Genomic DNA, 17038 nt, shown 5'->3' with positions numbered 1-17038 from the left:
TATTAATACATGTCGCTGCGGGACATCAGCTTTCGCAGCTTCAACAAAACAAAAAACATCAAAAAACATGTTGACAAAATAGTCTACAACATGATAAGATGTAAAAGTCGCTTACGAAGTAAACGACAACGAAATTGCTCTTTGAAAACTGAACAAAACAAAGCGCCAACGTTAATTTTTTAAGTGAGCACACACTATCAAAAAGCAAAATGAGCAAGTCAAACATTTCTTCGGAGAGTTTGATCCTGGCTCAGGACGAACGCTGGCGGCGTGCCTAATACATGCAAGTCGAGCGAATCAATGGGAGCTTGCTCCCTGAGATTAGCGGCGGACGGGTGAGTAACACGTGGGCAACCTGCCTATAAGACTGGGATAACTTCGGGAAACCGGAGCTAATACCGGATATGTTCTTTTCTCGCATGAGAGAAGATGGAAAGACGGTTCTGCTGTCACTTATAGATGGGCCCGCGGCGCATTAGCTAGTTGGTGAGGTAATGGCTCACCAAGGCGACGATGCGTAGCCGACCTGAGAGGGTGATCGGCCACACTGGGACTGAGACACGGCCCAGACTCCTACGGGAGGCAGCAGTAGGGAATCTTCCGCAATGGACGAAAGTCTGACGGAGCAACGCCGCGTGAACGAAGAAGGCCTTCGGGTCGTAAAGTTCTGTTGTTAGGGAAGAACAAGTACCAGAGTAACTGCTGGTACCTTGACGGTACCTAACCAGAAAGCCACGGCTAACTACGTGCCAGCGACCGCGGTAATACGTAGGTGGCAAGCGTTGTCCGGAATTATTGGGCGTAAAGCGCGCGCAGGTGGTTCCTTAAGTCTGATGTGAAAGCCCACGGCTCAACCGTGGAGGGTCATTGGAAACTGGGGAACTTGAGTGCAGAAGAGGAAAGTGGAATTCCAAGTGTAGCGGTGAAATGCGTAGAGATTTGGAGGAACACCAGTGGCGAAGGCGACTTTCTGGTCTGTAACTGACACTGAGGCGCGAAAGCGTGGGGAGCAAACAGGATTAGATACCCTGGTAGTCCACGCCGTAAACGATGAGTGCTAAGTGTTAGAGGGTTTCCGCCCTTTAGTGCTTCGCGACTAACGCATTAAGCACTCCGCCTGGGGAGTACGGCCGCAAGGCTGAAACTCAAAGGAATTGACGGGGGCCCGCACAAGCGGTGGAGCATGTGGTTTAATTCGAAGCAACGCGAAGAACCTTACCAGGTCTTGACATCCTCTGACAACCCTAGAGATAGGGCGTTCCCCTTCGGGGGACAGAGTGACAGGTGGTGCATGGTTGTCGTCAGCTCGTGTCGTGAGATGTTGGGTTAAGTCCCGCAACGAGCGCAACCCTTGATCTTAGTTGCCAGCATTCAGTTGGGCACTCTAAGGTGACTGCCGGTGACAAACCGGAGGAAGGTGGGGATGACGTCAAATCATCATGCCCCTTATGACCTGGGCTACACACGTGCTACAATGGATGGTACAAAGGGCTGCAAACCTGCGAAGGTAAGCGAATCCCATAAAGCCATTCTCAGTTCGGATTGTAGGCTGCAACTCGCCTACATGAAGCCGGAATCGCTAGTAATCGCGGATCAGCATGCCGCGGTGAATACGTTCCCGGGCCTTGTACACACCGCCCGTCACACCACGAGAGTTTGTAACACCCGAAGTCGGTGAGGTAACCTTTATGGAGCCAGCCGCCTAAGGTGGGACAGATGATTGGGGTGAAGTCGTAACAAGGTAGCCGTATCGGAAGGTGCGGCTGGATCACCTCCTTTCTAAGGATAAATACGAGAGCGCTTTTGTTTTGTTCAGTTTTGAATGAGTAATTCATTCAGATACGAAAGACATCATCACGTTGTGATGGGATTCTTTCTACTTTGTTCCTTGAAAACTAGATAATAGATAGAAGGCAATTAATTTTTTCAAAGCATCAGTAAGATCTTTTTTAACGGTTAAGTTAGAAAGGGCGCACGGTGGATGCCTTGGCACTAGGAGCCGATGAAGGACGGGACTAACACCGATATGCTTCGGGGAGCTGTAAGTAAGCTTTGATCCGGAGATTTCCGAATGGGGAAACCCACTGTTCGTAATGGAACAGTATCTTTACCTGAATACATAGGGTACTGAAGGCAGACCCGGGGAACTGAAACATCTAAGTACCCGGAGGAAGAGAAAGCAAATGCGATTTCCTGAGTAGCGGCGAGCGAAACGGAATTAGCCCAAACCAAGAGGCTTGCCTCTTGGGGTTGTAGGACACTCAACATGGAGTTACAAAGGAACGGGGTAAATGAAGTGATCTGGAAAGGTCCGTCAAAGAAGGTAAAAACCCTGTAGTTGAAACTTCGTTCCCTCCTGAGTGGATCCTGAGTACGGCGGGACACGAGAAATCCCGTCGGAAGCAGGGAGGACCATCTCCCAAGGCTAAATACTACCTAGTGACCGATAGTGAACCAGTACCGTGAGGGAAAGGTGAAAAGCACCCCGGAAGGGGAGTGAAATAGATCCTGAAACCGTGTGCCTACAAGTAGTCAAAGCCCGTTAATGGGTAATGGCGTGCCTTTTGTAGAATGAACCGGCGAGTTACGATTTCATGCGAGGTTAAGTTGATAAGACGGAGCCGCAGCGAAAGCGAGTCTGAATAGGGCGAATGAGTATGAGGTCGTAGACCCGAAACCAGGTGATCTACCCATGTCCAGGGTGAAGTTCAGGTAACACTGAATGGAGGCCCGAACCCACGCACGTTGAAAAGTGCGGGGATGAGGTGTGGGTAGCGGAGAAATTCCAATCGAACCTGGAGATAGCTGGTTCTCTCCGAAATAGCTTTAGGGCTAGCCTCAAGATGAGAGTATTGGAGGTAGAGCACTGATTGGACTAGGGGCCCCCAACGGGTTACCGAATTCAGTCAAACTCCGAATGCCAAATACTTATTCTTGGGAGTCAGACTGCGAGTGATAAGATCCGTAGTCGAAAGGGAAACAGCCCAGACCACCAGCTAAGGTCCCAAAGTATACGTTAAGTGGAAAAGGATGTGGAGTTGCTTAGACAACCAGGATGTTGGCTCAGAAGCAGCCATCATTTAAAGAGTGCGTAATAGCTCACTGGTCGAGTGACTCCGCGCCGAAAATGTACCGGGGCTAAACGTATCACCGAAGCTGTGGATTGACACCGTATGGTGTCGATGGTAGGAGAGCGTTCTAAGGGCGTTGAAGTCAGACCGGAAGGACTGGTGGAGCGCTTAGAAGTGAGAATGCCGGTATGAGTAGCGAAAGAAGGGTGAGAATCCCTTCCACCGAATGCCTAAGGTTTCCTGAGGAAGGCTCGTCCGCTCAGGGTTAGTCGGGACCTAAGCCGAGGCCGAAAGGCGTAGGCGATGGACAACAGGTTGATATTCCTGTACCACCTATACATCGTTTGAACGATGGGGGGACGCAGAAGGATAGGGTAAGCGCGCTGTTGGATATGCGCGTCCAAGCAGTTAGGCCGGAAACGAGGCAAATCCCGTTTCCATTAAGGCGGAGCTGTGATGGCGAGGGAAATATAGTACCGAAGTTCCTGATTCCACGGCGCCAAGAAAAGCCTCTAGTGAGATGTAAGGTGCCCGTACCGCAAACCGACACAGGTAGGCGAGGAGAGAATCCTAAGGTGTGCGAGAGAACTCTCGTTAAGGAACTCGGCAAAATGACCCCGTAACTTCGGGAGAAGGGGTGCTTTTAGGGTGAATAGCCCGGAAAAGCCGCAGTGAATAGGCCCAGGCGACTGTTTAGCAAAAACACAGGTCTCTGCGAAGCCGCAAGGCGAAGTATAGGGGCTGACACCTGCCCGGTGCTGGAAGGTTAAGGGGAGAGGTTAGCGCAAGCGAAGCTTTGAACCGAAGCCCCAGTAAACGGCGGCCGTAACTATAACGGTCCTAAGGTAGCGAAATTCCTTGTCGGGTAAGTTCCGACCCGCACGAAAGGTGTAACGATCTGGGCACTGTCTCAACGAGAGACTCGGTGAAATTATAGTACCTGTGAAGATGCAGGTTACCCGCGACAGGACGGAAAGACCCCGTGGAGCTTTACTGCTGACCTGATATTGAATTTTGGTACAGCTTGTACAGGATAGGTAGGAGCCTGAGAAGCCGGAGCGCTAGCTTCGGTGGAGGCGTTGGTGGGATACTACCCTGGCTGTATTGAAATTCTAACCCGCGCCCCTTATCGGGGTGGGAGACAGTGTCAGGTGGGCAGTTTGACTGGGGCGGTCGCCTCCTAAAGAGTAACGGAGGCGCCCAAAGGTTCCCTCAGAATGGTTGGAAATCATTCGTAGAGTGTAAAGGCACAAGGGAGCTTGACTGCGAGACCTACAAGTCGAGCAGGGACGAAAGTCGGGCTTAGTGATCCGGTGGTTCCGCATGGAAGGGCCATCGCTCAACGGATAAAAGCTACCCCGGGGATAACAGGCTTATCTCCCCCAAGAGTCCACATCGACGGGGAGGTTTGGCACCTCGATGTCGGCTCATCGCATCCTGGGGCTGTAGTCGGTCCCAAGGGTTGGGCTGTTCGCCCATTAAAGCGGTACGCGAGCTGGGTTCAGAACGTCGTGAGACAGTTCGGTCCCTATCCGTCGCGGGCGCAGGAAATTTGAGAGGAGCTGTCCTTAGTACGAGAGGACCGGGATGGACGCACCGCTGGTGTACCAGTTGTCTTGCCAAAGGCATAGCTGGGTAGCTACGTGCGGACGGGATAAGTGCTGAAAGCATCTAAGCATGAAGCCCCCCTCGAGATGAGATTTCCCATAGCGCAAGCTAGTAAGATCCCTGAAAGATGATCAGGTTGATAGGTCAGAGGTGGAAGCGTGGCGACATGTGGAGCTGACTGATACTAATAGATCGAGGACTTAACCACGCTTTAAAAAATGAAATACCTTCTTATTATCTAGTTTTGAAGGAATGAAAATTTCTTCTTGCATTTTCTCAAAAAGACGTTATAATAATATATGTCTTGAAAAAATGTTAATAATGTTTGGTGACGATAGCGAAGAGGTCACACCCGTTCCCATTCCGAACACGGCAGTTAAGCTCTTCAGCGCCGATGGTAGTTGGGGGTTTCCCCCTGTGAGAGTAGGACGTCGCCAAGCTTATATCGTTCCGCAGTAGCTCAGTGGTAGAGCATTCGGCTGTTAACCGAACGGTCGTAGGTTCGAGTCCTACCTGCGGAGCCATTATTGGAGAGCTGTCCGAGTGGCCGAAGGAGCACGATTGGAAATCGTGTAGACGGGTAACCCTGTCTCAAGGGTTCAAATCCCTTGCTCTCCGCCATTTACAACTGGCCCGTTGGTCAAGCGGTTAAGACACCGCCCTTTCACGGCGGTAACACGGGTTCGAATCCCGTACGGGTCACCATTCCGAAAACATATGGAGGATTAGCTCAGCTGGGAGAGCATCTGCCTTACAAGCAGAGGGTCGGCGGTTCGATCCCGTCATCCTCCACCATTTTTTAAAAAGCAACAAGTTGTTTCTATATATCAGATATAATGAAACTGTTAACACGAAAACTTGATGCAATAGCAGCATTATTAACGTCGCGGGGTGGAGCAGTCCGGTAGCTCGTCGGGCTCATAACCCGAAGGTCGCAGGTTCAAATCCTGTCCCCGCAATCTATGGTCCCGTGGTGTAGCGGTTAACATGCCTGCCTGTCACGCAGGAGATCGCGGGTTCGATTCCCGTCGGGACCGCCATTTTTATTGTTTGGCTCAGTAGCTCAGTCGGTAGAGCAAAGGACTGAAAATCCTTGTGTCGGCGGTTCGATTCCGTCCTGAGCCACCATTGTAGTGCCGGTGTAGCTCAACTGGTAGAGCAACTGACTTGTAATCAGTAGGTTGGGGGTTCAAGTCCTCTTGCCGGCACCAGTAACATCCATATGCGGAGGGGTAGCGAAGTGGCTAAACGCGGCGGACTGTAAATCCGCTCCTTCGGGTTCGGCAGTTCGAATCTGCCCCCCTCCACCATTTTATTTATAGGGGTATAGTTTAAAGGTAGAACAGAGGTCTCCAAAACCTCCAGTGTGGGTTCGAGTCCTACTACCCCTGCCAATTTTAATTTTATAATGGCGATTGTGGCGAAGTGGTTAACGCACCTGATTGTGGTTCAGGCATTCGTGGGTTCGATTCCCATCAGTCGCCCCATTTTTTAATAAATGATGGTATAATAAGTATAACGTTAATGGGCTATAGCCAAGCGGTAAGGCAACGGATTTTGATTCCGTCATGCGAAGGTTCGATCCCTTCTAGCCCAGCCATTCGCGAAAGTAGTTCAGTGGTAGAATACAACCTTGCCAAGGTTGGGGTCGCGGGTTCGAATCCCGTCTTTCGCTCCAAAAACGTTGGCGGCATAGCCAAGCGGTAAGGCAGAGGTCTGCAAAACCTTTACCACCGGTTCGATTCCGGTTGCCGCCTCCAACAAAAATGCCGGTGTGGCGGAATTGGCAGACGCGCACGACTCAAAATCGTGTTCCTCTGGAGTGCCGGTTCGACCCCGGCCACCGGTATCACCAATAGCGAAGAAAAGCTATTACTTCAAGCTTCACACTTAATTGTGTGAAGCTTTTTTGTGTTTATCACGCACTACAGAATATGTACAAATATTGTGCGGGGTAGTGTGCGATGAGTAAAGGAGGAAATTTACTATAGGAAGATGAATTAAGAATTGTTACAAAAACTACTTACGTTAAATCTGATGAATTGGAGTTTAAATTATTCTTTGAAGACTGCCAATTAAGGAATCTTTGTCCTCATACTTTGAAATATTATCGAGAACAATTTAATGCGATTAAACGACCATTGGTAACAATGACAGAAAAGGATATTAAATTGCTGATATTAAATACCGTGAAGTTCGTCATTTACCGCGTTCTGGTGGTAAAATACAGTTGTAGTATTATGGGAAGAGAGGGGAAAATTTGAATAATATCGGTGAAGATTTTAAATTACGTGTTCATAGCAATCGTTGGGGCCATTATGACAATTACACTCTTATAAAAAAAGAAAATGGATGGACTGTTATTACTATGAAAATTCATGGTGACGAAGGCGATAAACACGGCAGTCCTGCTATTGAAAAAGCATTTGACAGAGAATCAATTTCATATCCAAACGATTTAGGATATTTCTTATCAGATATTTGGGATGCTTCAGAAACCAAAACTAAAGAAGAAGTTCAAAAATATTTCGATGAATTAGGAGAATGGATTTCTACCACTGAGAAAACGAAGCCTAATTTCGGAGCATTGCATTTATAAGTAAACAAAAAAGATGTGTCCAAATCGGGCACATTTTTTTTAGTATTCAACATTTTCTTCAATAATCGGATTTCCTTCTGCGTCAAGCAGCTCTGGTTCGTAGAGATCATAATTGAATGTTTTCTGTTCCTCTAAATATTTTATTTTTTGGTATTCTTCTTTACTCATGCCCTCCCAAATATTTGGCCTGTGTTCGACATGCCCCATCTTGTAATACTTCATATCTACTTCTGGCTCTGTGAAAGCTTTGTTGAAAAGTATAATTCCGAAAGTGAATATCATGAGTATGATGGTCAAAATGGAGCCAGCTATTTTGATTTTGTTTAGAAATTTTTTCAATGGTGGGGTTATTCCTTTCTGTGTTCGGTAATTTCAGAACTGCATAACTCACAAGACTGGATGAGTTGATAAGAAACTTTTTCGTATCAACTCAACTGTATAAAAGCCGACTTTCCACGTTACGCAGCTCTCCAGATGAAACACTATCGGCAACAATTATTTGCAAGGTTCTCATAGCTGTCATTCGCTTGTCTGGATGCTTCATTTGAAGATGTTGTTGTATCGCTCGGAAAAGCTCATTATTTTCTGGTCGGTTGGCATTATAGATTTCTTGTAAACTCTTCGATTTCTCCATGGCTTCTCCTACTTTCCATCAAGTGTGCATCCGTGTGAAAGCATTCACCTTCATTTCTTATGCAATTAACATTTGGGTTAAATCGGTAAATTTGTAAGGGTGATGCTTGCTTTGAGATGCAGTTCTATACATTCGGTGGAAGTTTAAAACTTCTTTGAGTACAAACTCCTTTGGGTCGACCTTCTCCATAATATAATATTCGGTCATGACGGTGCATTCACCTCCATTTCAACATTATTTTAAATATTCTTGGGGATTTTACGTGCATATTAAATATGCAGGTACCTCGTGGCTATCGAGGCACCTACATATCATTGCAATAATTACAGGCTATTTCAACGGGGGTAACTTTATTAGTGCTACTAGCTTTTTGACGTTAGGGCCTGAGGTGTATATTACGCACATCAGCTTTTTACCCACTTTATACATTGCATATATGCCTTCTTGACCTTCATGAACAATTACTTCATTCAGATTTACACCGCTACATTATAGCGGTCAATTTGAGAGGCTCAGTGAACTAGCGGAACAATAGGTTAAGAAAACTATTCGTACCCTAAAAATCATTATTGATATTAGAACCAGTTAATGGTAGTGGCCCGATGATTTCAGATTTCTATATTCATAGCATTGAGTTCTGCTTCCGTATAGCCAGAAGCGGATAGTGCTATTTCAATTTCTTCAGCAGCCTTATAATCAAATAATTTAAATTTAGACATTAAAGCGAAAGCATTTTGATCTTCAATTGCCAAGGCAACAGCTTCCACGTCTTGTAGTAACTTCAGGTCTTCAATGTAGAATTGAGCGGTTCGCATCGCTAAATACTCATTCAGTGTAGTTGAACTGTAGAAAAGTCTTGTTAAAGTAGCGATTGCGTTAGGAACGAAAATCTTATTCATAATTACCCCTCCAATATTCTCAATATTCTGTTATATTAATCACTACAAGTATGAGTCACCATAAAAATGTTGTCAATCTTTATCTGTTGAGCACTTTTACTCACCAGATGAATGTACATCTGTACTCAAATTGAGTAACTAGAAAATGTCGATAGACGCCTTTGCCAAAGGCAAAGAACCGATTTACAATGCTTTCACTTGAAATGATGGTGGAACAATATCAAGAAGAAATACAACCAATGATAGAAAGTTTTAAATTGAAATAAATAGAAGGAGGAAAGTATGGAAGAGTAATTAAAAGCAATCTCTTCCCTTTTAGGGGGTCTAGTAGGGGATTATTAACAATCTTCTCGTAGGACGTACACACCACTTCATTATTACATAGTAAATATTTCCTTTGTTTTCTAACTGTATGATTTTAATATCTAAACAGTTTATTATATTGATAAAGGAAGAATAACTTAAGCTAATACTATAATGAAATAAGTCTTTAAAAGGGAAGTGATAGTTAAATGCTTTATATAAGCGATATCGAAAAAATAATTAATAACACATTAAATGAGCACAATTTGGATATTATTTGTGAATTTGACAATAATCTAAGTGCACCTATGAGTTATAACGTATCGACCAATACTATAAAGTTTAATTATCTTCAAGTTAACGGTTATAAAGGAAAAGTTAGAATTAAAGAGACAGAGGAAGACTTTGTTAAAATTATTCTTTATCGTATTATTGGTTATTATTTAGATTTTAAGAAAAACAAACATGATTTAAGGATTATGATGTATGGTCACGAAGAGGAAAAAGAAAAGCTGAAATCTGAAATAGAAACTAATGCTTGGGATTATGGGAGAACATTAATACCTGAACAACTATTGGAGTCATATGATAAAGTCCGTGAGTTAGATAAAATGCTAATAAATTAATGTAATTAAATTGAGACCCGACTTTAAACTGAAAGCCACATCATTTTTAAGTATGTAATATTAGTTCCAGCAAACGTGAAGAGTCAAAAGAGCTTTTCCTCCCTTGTTCACTCTGGATTTCCCATTTTCAAGGCAACCTAGTAAGGTAGTAATGGAACAGGAACACTTATAAGGAAGCCTCCTTGGAGGGGCAACTGGTAGAATACTCTTTGGAGATTCGCTCTGGAGCTGGCTTTTTTGAGTGAGAAATTAAACTGATATCCAATAAGACAAGACCAAGAGAAAGAGGAGTTGTCTGAGAAAGCTTGACTAATAAATAAATAGAAAATGAAAAATGGGGTTTTTGAGATTACATAGCTCTCTATACGGTCCTCTCCTTTGTCATTATAAGTCAATCAGAACTATGTAACCGTTCCTCTATATCAGAAGCAATGCAAAGAGAGTGAATAGCCTCCTCCCACAATGAAGATAGTAGCTCCTGTAACTTTACTTCTTTTATTATCTGCTTCCTAGTTTTGCAAATAATAACTATGAAATATGGTAATAAATAATAACAACACTTCACAAGACAAATTTTCAAAGGGGCGGCAAATTGTGAACAATATGGGATGTCAATGCAGGTCCAATGAAGAATTACAGCAACTGGTTGATCAGGCAAAAAAATATACAAATAAGGGAAAAGTGGCGGACTATATACCGGCTCTTGAAAAGGCGAATCCTGAGGGCTTATCTGTGGCTATTTACTATCCTGACGGTAAAGGGTATTGTGCGGGGGATGTAAGTGGTAAAGTGACTCTGCAAAGCATATCAAAAGTTTTGACACTTGCTCTGGTATTAATGGAAAAAGGTGAGGAATATGTCTTTTCCTATGTAGGAAAAGAACCCACCGGTGATCCTTTTAATTCGATTGCCAAGTTAGAGACAAACAAGGCATCCAAGCCGTTAAACCCGATGATCAATGCAGGAGCATTGACTGTGACACACATGGTTGCAGGTGACAGTGTAAATGAGCGATTCAATCGTATTTTACATTTTATCCGGGAATTGACGCAAAATCCTACTATCGGTTTTAATGAAGATGTTGCACGTTCAGAATACAATACAGCAGACTTAAATAGGTCGCTAAGCTATTTTTTAAAGCAGCATAATGTAATAAATGAGGATGTGGAGGACTTAATCGAATTGTATTCGAAGCAGTGTGCCATTGAAATGGACAGTCAGGATTTGGCGAGGATCGGCTGTGTGCTGGCCATGAATGGGAAAGATCTGTTGACGGGAAAGCAAATCATCCCCGGGGACATTGCCCGTATTTGCAAGACATTCATGGTTACCTGCGGCATGTATAACGCATCAGGTGAATTTGCCATTAATGTTGGAATTCCGGCTAAAAGCGGTGTGTCAGGGGGAATCATGGGGGCCGTCCCCGGAAAATGTGGGATTGGAATTTATGGCGCTGCGCTTGATGAGAAGGGGAACAGTGTTGCCGGGATAAAGATGTTGGAAATGATGGCGAAAAAGTATTCCTTAAGTATGTTTAATATGTAAACAAGGTTGTCCGTATTTATCAAAATGAACCTGATGACATGTATGGCCTTACAAGAGGAAAAGGCCTGCCAGGTGCAATTAGTGCAGTGGCATTAGTAAGTGTGGTTCACTCCAAAGCCTTACAGAAACAAAGCATTTACTTCAAGCTGCAATTGTAATCGTTACTTTCAAAGCACAAAAAAGGACCTCTGCACATAAGGCAAGGTCTTAAGCTCGATTATAACAAGTTGGATAGAAGGGATACTTTTCTATACAAAGCATTTGCCTCTTTATTCTGATGTTCCCCCGCCTCATTTAGATGTCCTTCCATATCGGTCATTAAATCAGCTAATTTCAGTGCCTTTTGTCTGTCAGAAATATTACTGCGAATGATATATTCGTACTTTGCATTGTATTCAGTTAGTGTCATTTAATCCGTCCTCCTATAGTACAAAGCCATTTAAGCTGTCCTCTATTTCTTCATCAGCAATTCCTATGTACTTCAAAGTTATTTCAGGGTGTGAATGGTTAAGAATCAATTGTAATTTAGCCACGTCTTTACTCTGTTTATAGTACCAGTATCCGAATGTTTTCCGCATGGTATGAGTTCCTACACTTTCAATGTCTACCATATCTGCGGCTTTATTAAGCTGTCTGTATGCTTGTATCTTGCTTATCGGCTTATCACCTTTGCGTGAAGGGAATAGCCATTCGCTATCAATGGTATCTATATAAGTTGCTAACTCATTAAATACATTGTTAAGTTGTATTGTTCTAGGCTTCTTTGTCTTGCCTTCCTTAATGATAATTTTCATCTGGCCTTTAATATCCTTTACCTTCAACGATAATAGATCAGACACACGTAAGCCAGTATTTATTCCTAAAAGGAACAATATGTAATCTCTTTCGCTGCAATGTCTTTTCAATGACCATTTCATATCATCTAATTTTTCCAATGATCTGATTGGTTGAACGTCAATTAAATGTTCTTTCGCCATTTTGCATCAGCTCTTTCATCCTGCTAGTAGAATCAATGATTTGAATGTATACTTTTATCTGATAGTTAAAGAATAACACTTGAACAGGCAAGAAGTCAAAAAAATTACCGTTTTGAAAGTAAACTTTTAACTATTTGTTTACATTGGGTGTGCCTTGATTAAATTATTGGTGACGAATCCGGTGCACAAAGGGGAAGCCCTAGTATAGTCTATTTGCTGCATACAGAACACTGAGATTAGCTTGTTTGGGTCATAACCAAACAGGTTTTTAGTATGAAAGGAAATCCACAGGAAAAAATGGAATAGAATAAAATAAAGGAAAAAATTTTCACCCCCATATCTTTTTCTCTTTCTAAAACGTTTATAGGATAGAGGGTGTTGAAGGAGTGAGAAAAATGATAAATAAGTTGAAAGAAGATATTTCTGAAGGAAAAGATAACGACATGATTTTGCGTGAAGTCTATCCTGAATTGCTTCGGTTTTGCCGATTCCTTACCCAAAATAATTGGGATGGCGATGATTTAGCACAGGATACGATACTGAAGGTAATGCAGGGCTATGGGAATAAAACGGAGGTAACAACGGCTTTATTGAAGACGATAGCCCGTCATTCCTGGATTGATACGATACGTAAAAGAAAAAAAGAATCCGTAGAGGATCTGAAGGACACCGAACAGCAGGGGGCAATTGGGGAAAATGCCTTTGAAACGGTTGAATATATTATAAAATCCCTTACCCCAAAACAAGCTGTGGTGTTCATATTAAAGGAAGGGTTCCTCTATCGATCTAAAGAAATCTCAGATTATTTGAACACGACGGAAACGGCTGTAAAGGCCATCTTGAATCGTGTGAAAAAGCGTTTTGACAAAGATGGCATTGATGAGCGTAAGTTGTCCTGTGCGGAAGATTGGCAAGATGATGAGGAACAGAGGCTGATGTCTCTGATGACGCAGGCTTTGAAGGTCCGAAATCCTGATATCCTCATTAGAAGTATTCCATCTTTCAAATCCCTGAACAGTGAATCAATGATTCCTAAACTGATGAATCGTTCGATGCACTCCAAAGCATGCTTCACTCCTTCAAACACTCTCTCAATGGCTGCATAGCCAATCATTTTGTTAGGAGGAAGAAGAGATATGACTACCATTCCATATGTAATTGAGCAATCCAGCAAGGGTGAGCGCTCATACGATATTTATTCCAGACTTCTAAAAGACAGAATCATCATGATTGGGGAAGAAATCACCGATCATTTAGCCAATAGTGTGGTTGCTCAATTGTTATTCTTGGCAGCAGATGCCCCTGATAAAGAAATTACCATCTTCATAAATAGTCCTGGGGGATCGACTAGTGCCGGTTTTGCTATTTATGATACGATGCAATATATTAAACCTGATATCCGGACTGTATGTACGGGTATGGCTGCATCATTCGGGGCAATGCTTTTATTGGCGGGTACGAAAGGAAAAAGGTGCGCTTTGCCGAATAGTGAAATTATGCTTCATCAACCTCTTGGAGGGGCAAGGGGGCAAGCTACGGAAATTGAAATTTCTGCCCGAAGGATTTTGAAACTGAAGGATCATATCAATCAGATCATCTCGGAAAGGACTGGGCAGCCTATCGAAAAGGTGGCGAAGGATACTGATCGTGATTATTTTTTAAGCGCAAATGAGGCGAAGGAATACGGTATTATTGATGAGATAATCGTTCAGGGGAATTAATTCATAAAAAGGCTACTTGAATTTTGAACTTTCTCCCATTAAGTGGAGAGTTTTGTAAAAAGACCTAATTAAAAAATGACATCAGTAATGGATGAGGTTGCAGACAAAAATAAGCTGAAATATGGAATGAAGAGAAACAATCGATATAAATTTATCGGCTGTTTCTCTTTTTTTATCTATTCACTGATGTGATTACATTCATAGTGGTAAACAAAATACAATTATACGAATTAAGGTCTGGTTGTATGGTTATTAAGATGGGAACAACAAAGAAATATCTTTAATATAGTGCCAATATGAGTTGAGAAAAACACCATCTAAAAGTCGTAAATTGAGGTTAAACGAATTTAGCTGACTGTATTATTGGATAAGATAGGTTGATTTCCTTTATGATAGGGAGGCATATTAACTTAGTAAAGTCGAATTAGAATATTAAGACTTGAAAAATATAGTAGGAAGTAACGATATGTAATAACTCAATCAAAGGAAGTGCAGTAAGAATGAATCTCGATAAAACAGCAATCACTAAAATTCGTACAGGTCCCATGTTTGCGGTGATGTTGGCTGGTGCTCTCGTCGCTTTCTTGAATCAGACTCTAATCAATATCGCATTGCCTCAATTGATGAATCATTTTGAAATATCGGCTGCAACAGCTAATTGGCTGACAACTATCTTTTTGTTGGTCAATGGGATTGTCATCCCGATCACAGCTTTCTTGATGGAAAGGTTTAACACAAGACAATTATATCTAACTTCGATGGGACTCTTTGCTTTAGGAACTTTTTTATGTGGAATTGCACCTAGCTTCTCCGTCTTATTGATCGGACGTGTGGTTCAAGCTGCAGGTGCAGGGATTTTATTCCCTTTGATTACAAATGTGATTTTCACTTTATTTCCTCCTAATAGACGTGGTTTTGCGATGGGGATATTTGGAATTGCGATGAATTTCGCCCCAGCCGTAGGACCAACGTTATCAGGATGGATTGTACAAAACTATTCCTGGAGAGTTCTGTTTTTTATCATTTTCCCATTTGCACTTCTTGACTTTCTTTTTGCAATTTTTATCATTAAAAATGTAGGGGAAACTAGCCGACCCAAACTCGATAAAATGGGTGTAATTCTATCCACTATCGGATTTGGAGGAGTTCTATACGGATTTGCTACAGGCGGTACTAAGGGGTGGGGCAGTTTAGAAGTCCTTATAATGTTCCTTGTTGGCGGAATCAGTATAGTATTATTTGTCTGGAGACAATTTACCGTAAGGCATCCTATTTTGGAATTTCGAATTTTTCGTTATCGGATGTTCACATTAACTACGATTATCAACGTCATCGCGACTATGGGTATGTTCTCTGGAATGATATTAATGCCAATCTATATGCAGAATATCCGTGGCTTTACTCCCTTGGAATCTGGCCTCATGCTATTGCCTGGAGGTATTGTAATGGGGATTATGTCTCCTATCACAGGTAAGCTGTTTGATCGGTTTGGGGCGAGATGGCTAGCGGTAAGCGGACTTGCTATTACTATTATTACAACCTATCTTTTAACACGGCTTGAAACAGATACGTCTTATTCTTATGTGGTATGGGTATATACTATTAGAATGTTTGGTATGTCGATACTGATGATGCCTATCTTTACAGCTGGATTAAATGAATTGGCACTTAGCTTAAATAAATACGGAACAGCAATGGTTAATACGTTGAGAATGGTTGCAGGTGCTGTCGGCATGGCATTCTTTGTGTCAGTTATGACAAATCAGGGAACGAAACATGTACAGGGAATTTTAACACAAAATCATATCTCACCAGAAAATAAAACCCAAATGGCAATGGCCATTAAACAAGGAAGTGTAATGGGGGTAGATGATGCATTTATGATAGCTACATGGTTAACCATAGTTGCGTTCATACTGGCCTTTTACATACGGCGAACTTCACCACAAGAAGATACCATCACCAATCGATTATCAAAAAAACAAGTTTGAATAAACAAGGCAAAGTTAGTGAGTATCACATCTAGTTCCCTAGGTACAATAAATCCTTTCATTATAAACGGACTTGCCTTAAGATGACATATAAATACCAGAATAAGGGACACTTTTTATGAGTGTCCCTTTTCATTTCAGACAGAAAGTTTTATTTCTTAATAAGTAGTCTACTGGATTCGTTGTCTTTATTTACAGGAACATCTTTTCCTACTGTGACACGGCGAACAACGCGATGTTGGCTCTCATAGTCTGCAATAGCATAATGCTGCGTGGCTAAGTTATCCCAAATAACAACATCCCCTTCGCTCCATTGCCAACGTACGGTATTTTCTAAGCGGGTAACGTATGAATCGAAGATACTCAATAATCGTTCAGATTCACTTGTTGTATATCCTTCAACTCTTCCCGCAAAGCCACCTAATAACAAATGCTTTTTCCCAGTTTCTGAGTGCACATGAACGACTGGATGTCTCGTTTTATAAATTGTCGATTCAAATACATCACGATATTTCTTTTTAATCTCATCATTGATATTTTCGGTTGGTTTGAATTGAGCGTAATCGTATTCATTTGTATGGATGGCCCATAGTTCGTCTGCTAATTTTTTCAATCCTTCTGGAAGATCTTCATATGCTTTATTCGTATTTGCCCAAACTGTATCTCCACCCACTTTAGGAATGGTTACGCCTCTTAAAACAGAGTATTTAGGAACTTCTGGAACGAAAGTAACATCAGTGTGCCAATGGTTTGCTTTAGCACCTTGTTCAGAATCAAGTTCGAAGATATAGTTTGTATTGTCTTTGACCGGTACTGTAGGATGTGCATAAGGCTCACCTAGTAGTTTGGCAAATGCTTCTTGACTAGCATCGTCCAAATGATTTTGACCTTTGAAGAATACGACTTTATAATCGTTTAGCGCTTGTTTGATTTCACTGAAAATAGCTAAATCCAAGTCTCCGCTTAATTGGACTCCTTGAATTTCCGCTCCAATTCTTCCTGCTACTGGTACCACTTTTAATTGTTGTGTTTTAGTTTCCGTCATAATCAATCTCCTCCTGAAT

12 protein-coding genes, 15 tRNA genes and 3 rRNA genes are annotated in these 17038 nt (G+C 42.4%); 24 read left to right on the top strand and 6 right to left on the bottom strand.

Annotated features, from left to right (window positions below; translation table 11 throughout):
- Positions 1-227 precede the first annotated feature (227 nt).
- From JFU50_RS06305 to JFU50_RS06215, 19 genes are all read left to right on the top strand, one after another.
- Positions 228-1779: ribosomal RNA gene (locus JFU50_RS06305) — 16S ribosomal RNA — on the top strand.
- 175 nt (positions 1780-1954) lie between these two features.
- A 23S ribosomal RNA gene (locus JFU50_RS06300) occupies positions 1955-4887 on the top strand.
- Between the two features lie 116 nt (positions 4888-5003).
- Positions 5004-5119, top strand: a 5S ribosomal RNA gene (rrf, locus tag JFU50_RS06295).
- Together the 16S, 23S and 5S rRNA genes with 15 tRNA genes alongside form the textbook arrangement of a ribosomal RNA operon.
- A gap of 9 nt (positions 5120-5128) precedes the next feature.
- Positions 5129-5203: transfer RNA gene (locus JFU50_RS06290), tRNA-Asn, on the top strand.
- A gap of 5 nt (positions 5204-5208) precedes the next feature.
- A tRNA-Ser gene (locus JFU50_RS06285) sits at positions 5209-5300 on the top strand.
- Between the two features lie 9 nt (positions 5301-5309).
- Positions 5310-5384: transfer RNA gene (locus tag JFU50_RS06280), tRNA-Glu, on the top strand.
- A gap of 14 nt (positions 5385-5398) precedes the next feature.
- Positions 5399-5474: transfer RNA gene (locus JFU50_RS06275), tRNA-Val, on the top strand.
- 90 nt (positions 5475-5564) lie between these two features.
- Positions 5565-5638: transfer RNA gene (locus JFU50_RS06270), tRNA-Met, on the top strand.
- A 5-nt stretch (positions 5639-5643) separates the two neighbouring features.
- A tRNA-Asp gene (locus JFU50_RS06265) sits at positions 5644-5719 on the top strand.
- Between the two features lie 12 nt (positions 5720-5731).
- Positions 5732-5807, top strand: a tRNA-Phe gene (locus tag JFU50_RS06260).
- A 7-nt stretch (positions 5808-5814) separates the two neighbouring features.
- Positions 5815-5890 (top strand) — tRNA-Thr (locus tag JFU50_RS06255).
- 15 nt (positions 5891-5905) lie between these two features.
- Positions 5906-5989, top strand: a tRNA-Tyr gene (locus JFU50_RS06250).
- 10 nt (positions 5990-5999) lie between these two features.
- A tRNA-Trp gene (locus tag JFU50_RS06245) sits at positions 6000-6073 on the top strand.
- Between the two features lie 17 nt (positions 6074-6090).
- Positions 6091-6166 (top strand) — tRNA-His (locus tag JFU50_RS06240).
- Between the two features lie 38 nt (positions 6167-6204).
- A tRNA-Gln gene (locus JFU50_RS06235) sits at positions 6205-6279 on the top strand.
- A 3-nt stretch (positions 6280-6282) separates the two neighbouring features.
- Positions 6283-6357, top strand: a tRNA-Gly gene (locus tag JFU50_RS06230).
- Between the two features lie 8 nt (positions 6358-6365).
- Positions 6366-6439 (top strand) — tRNA-Cys (locus JFU50_RS06225).
- An 8-nt stretch (positions 6440-6447) separates the two neighbouring features.
- Positions 6448-6528: transfer RNA gene (locus JFU50_RS06220), tRNA-Leu, on the top strand.
- A gap of 411 nt (positions 6529-6939) precedes the next feature.
- Positions 6940-7278 carry a hypothetical protein gene (locus JFU50_RS06215; protein WP_201222114.1) on the top strand — a complete coding sequence of 113 codons (339 nt, stop codon included), beginning with the start codon at positions 6940-6942 and terminating at the stop codon, positions 7276-7278.
- Between the two features lie 39 nt (positions 7279-7317).
- On the opposite strand, the gene JFU50_RS06210 is transcribed toward JFU50_RS06215, so the two are convergent.
- From JFU50_RS06210 to JFU50_RS06200, 3 genes are all read right to left on the bottom strand, one after another.
- Positions 7318-7617, bottom strand: coding sequence for a hypothetical protein (locus JFU50_RS06210; RefSeq protein ID WP_053344515.1), 300 nt, complete (start codon positions 7615-7617; stop codon positions 7318-7320).
- Between the two features lie 91 nt (positions 7618-7708).
- The gene (locus JFU50_RS06205; RefSeq protein ID WP_056527384.1) at positions 7709-7912 is read right to left on the bottom strand and encodes a hypothetical protein; all 204 of its coding nucleotides are present in this window, start codon (positions 7910-7912) and stop codon (positions 7709-7711) included.
- A 608-nt stretch (positions 7913-8520) separates the two neighbouring features.
- Positions 8521-8811, bottom strand: a complete 291-nt coding sequence (locus JFU50_RS06200) for a hypothetical protein (RefSeq protein ID WP_201182773.1) — start codon at positions 8809-8811, stop codon at positions 8521-8523.
- Positions 8812-9323: 512 nt separating this feature from the next.
- Between JFU50_RS06200 and JFU50_RS06195 the strand changes: the two genes are divergently transcribed.
- Both JFU50_RS06195 and glsA read left to right on the top strand, forming a co-directional pair.
- Positions 9324-9740 carry a hypothetical protein gene (locus tag JFU50_RS06195; RefSeq protein WP_201182771.1) on the top strand — a complete coding sequence of 139 codons (417 nt, stop codon included), beginning with the start codon at positions 9324-9326 and terminating at the stop codon, positions 9738-9740.
- 603 nt (positions 9741-10343) lie between these two features.
- Positions 10344-11285, top strand: coding sequence for a glutaminase A (gene glsA / locus JFU50_RS06190; protein WP_201225031.1), 942 nt, complete (start codon positions 10344-10346; stop codon positions 11283-11285).
- Between the two features lie 217 nt (positions 11286-11502).
- Here glsA and JFU50_RS06185 read toward each other — a convergent pair whose 3' ends face one another.
- Together JFU50_RS06185 and JFU50_RS06180 are read right to left on the bottom strand one after the other, a co-directional pair.
- Positions 11503-11694 carry a hypothetical protein gene (locus JFU50_RS06185; RefSeq protein ID WP_053344519.1) on the bottom strand — a complete coding sequence of 64 codons (192 nt, stop codon included), beginning with the start codon at positions 11692-11694 and terminating at the stop codon, positions 11503-11505.
- 13 nt (positions 11695-11707) lie between these two features.
- Positions 11708-12262 carry a site-specific integrase gene (locus JFU50_RS06180; RefSeq protein WP_242485334.1) on the bottom strand — a complete coding sequence of 185 codons (555 nt, stop codon included), beginning with the start codon at positions 12260-12262 and terminating at the stop codon, positions 11708-11710.
- A gap of 395 nt (positions 12263-12657) precedes the next feature.
- Between JFU50_RS06180 and JFU50_RS06175 the strand changes: the two genes are divergently transcribed.
- The 3 genes from JFU50_RS06175 to JFU50_RS06165 all read left to right on the top strand — a co-directional run bounded on the left by JFU50_RS06175 (position 12658) and on the right by JFU50_RS06165 (position 15974).
- Positions 12658-13368 carry a sigma-70 family RNA polymerase sigma factor gene (locus tag JFU50_RS06175; protein ID WP_201182769.1) on the top strand — a complete coding sequence of 237 codons (711 nt, stop codon included), beginning with the start codon at positions 12658-12660 and terminating at the stop codon, positions 13366-13368.
- A 30-nt stretch (positions 13369-13398) separates the two neighbouring features.
- Complete coding sequence (gene clpP, locus JFU50_RS06170) at positions 13399-13983, top strand: ATP-dependent Clp endopeptidase proteolytic subunit ClpP (RefSeq protein WP_053344522.1); 585 nt, start codon at positions 13399-13401, stop codon at positions 13981-13983.
- Positions 13984-14483: 500 nt separating this feature from the next.
- Complete coding sequence (locus tag JFU50_RS06165) at positions 14484-15974, top strand: DHA2 family efflux MFS transporter permease subunit (RefSeq protein WP_201182765.1); 1491 nt, start codon at positions 14484-14486, stop codon at positions 15972-15974.
- Positions 15975-16125: 151 nt separating this feature from the next.
- Here the strand turns inward: JFU50_RS06165 and JFU50_RS06160 are convergent, their stop codons facing one another.
- Positions 16126-17019, bottom strand: a complete 894-nt coding sequence (locus tag JFU50_RS06160; RefSeq protein ID WP_201182763.1) for a TauD/TfdA dioxygenase family protein — start codon at positions 17017-17019, stop codon at positions 16126-16128.
- Positions 17020-17038 lie beyond the last annotated feature (19 nt).

This window comes from Peribacillus sp. TH14, assembly GCF_016651145.1.
In the GTDB taxonomy this organism is placed as follows: Bacteria; Bacillota; Bacilli; order Bacillales; family DSM-1321; genus Peribacillus; species Peribacillus butanolivorans.
The sequence above is the reverse complement of the archived record's forward strand: the minus strand, read 5'-3'. Positions and strand labels throughout refer to the sequence as shown.

Excerpts from the sequence above, each read along its gene's own strand:
- JFU50_RS06205 (WP_056527384.1), bottom strand. The coding sequence starts at position 7,912 with ATGGAGAAATCGAAGAGTTTACAAGAAATCTATAATGCCAACCGACCA.
- JFU50_RS06200 (WP_201182773.1), bottom strand. The coding sequence starts at position 8,811 with ATGAATAAGATTTTCGTTCCTAACGCAATCGCTACTTTAACAAGACTT.
- JFU50_RS06195 (WP_201182771.1), top strand. The coding sequence starts at position 9,324 with ATGCTTTATATAAGCGATATCGAAAAAATAATTAATAACACATTAAAT.
- glsA (WP_201225031.1), top strand. The coding sequence starts at position 10,344 with ATGGGATGTCAATGCAGGTCCAATGAAGAATTACAGCAACTGGTTGAT.
- JFU50_RS06185 (WP_053344519.1), bottom strand. The coding sequence starts at position 11,694 with ATGACACTAACTGAATACAATGCAAAGTACGAATATATCATTCGCAGT.
- JFU50_RS06180 (WP_242485334.1), bottom strand. The coding sequence starts at position 12,262 with ATGGCGAAAGAACATTTAATTGACGTTCAACCAATCAGATCATTGGAA.
- JFU50_RS06175 (WP_201182769.1), top strand. The coding sequence starts at position 12,658 with ATGATAAATAAGTTGAAAGAAGATATTTCTGAAGGAAAAGATAACGAC.
- clpP (WP_053344522.1), top strand. The coding sequence starts at position 13,399 with ATGACTACCATTCCATATGTAATTGAGCAATCCAGCAAGGGTGAGCGC.
- JFU50_RS06165 (WP_201182765.1), top strand. The coding sequence starts at position 14,484 with ATGAATCTCGATAAAACAGCAATCACTAAAATTCGTACAGGTCCCATG.
- JFU50_RS06160 (WP_201182763.1), bottom strand. The coding sequence starts at position 17,019 with ATGACGGAAACTAAAACACAACAATTAAAAGTGGTACCAGTAGCAGGA.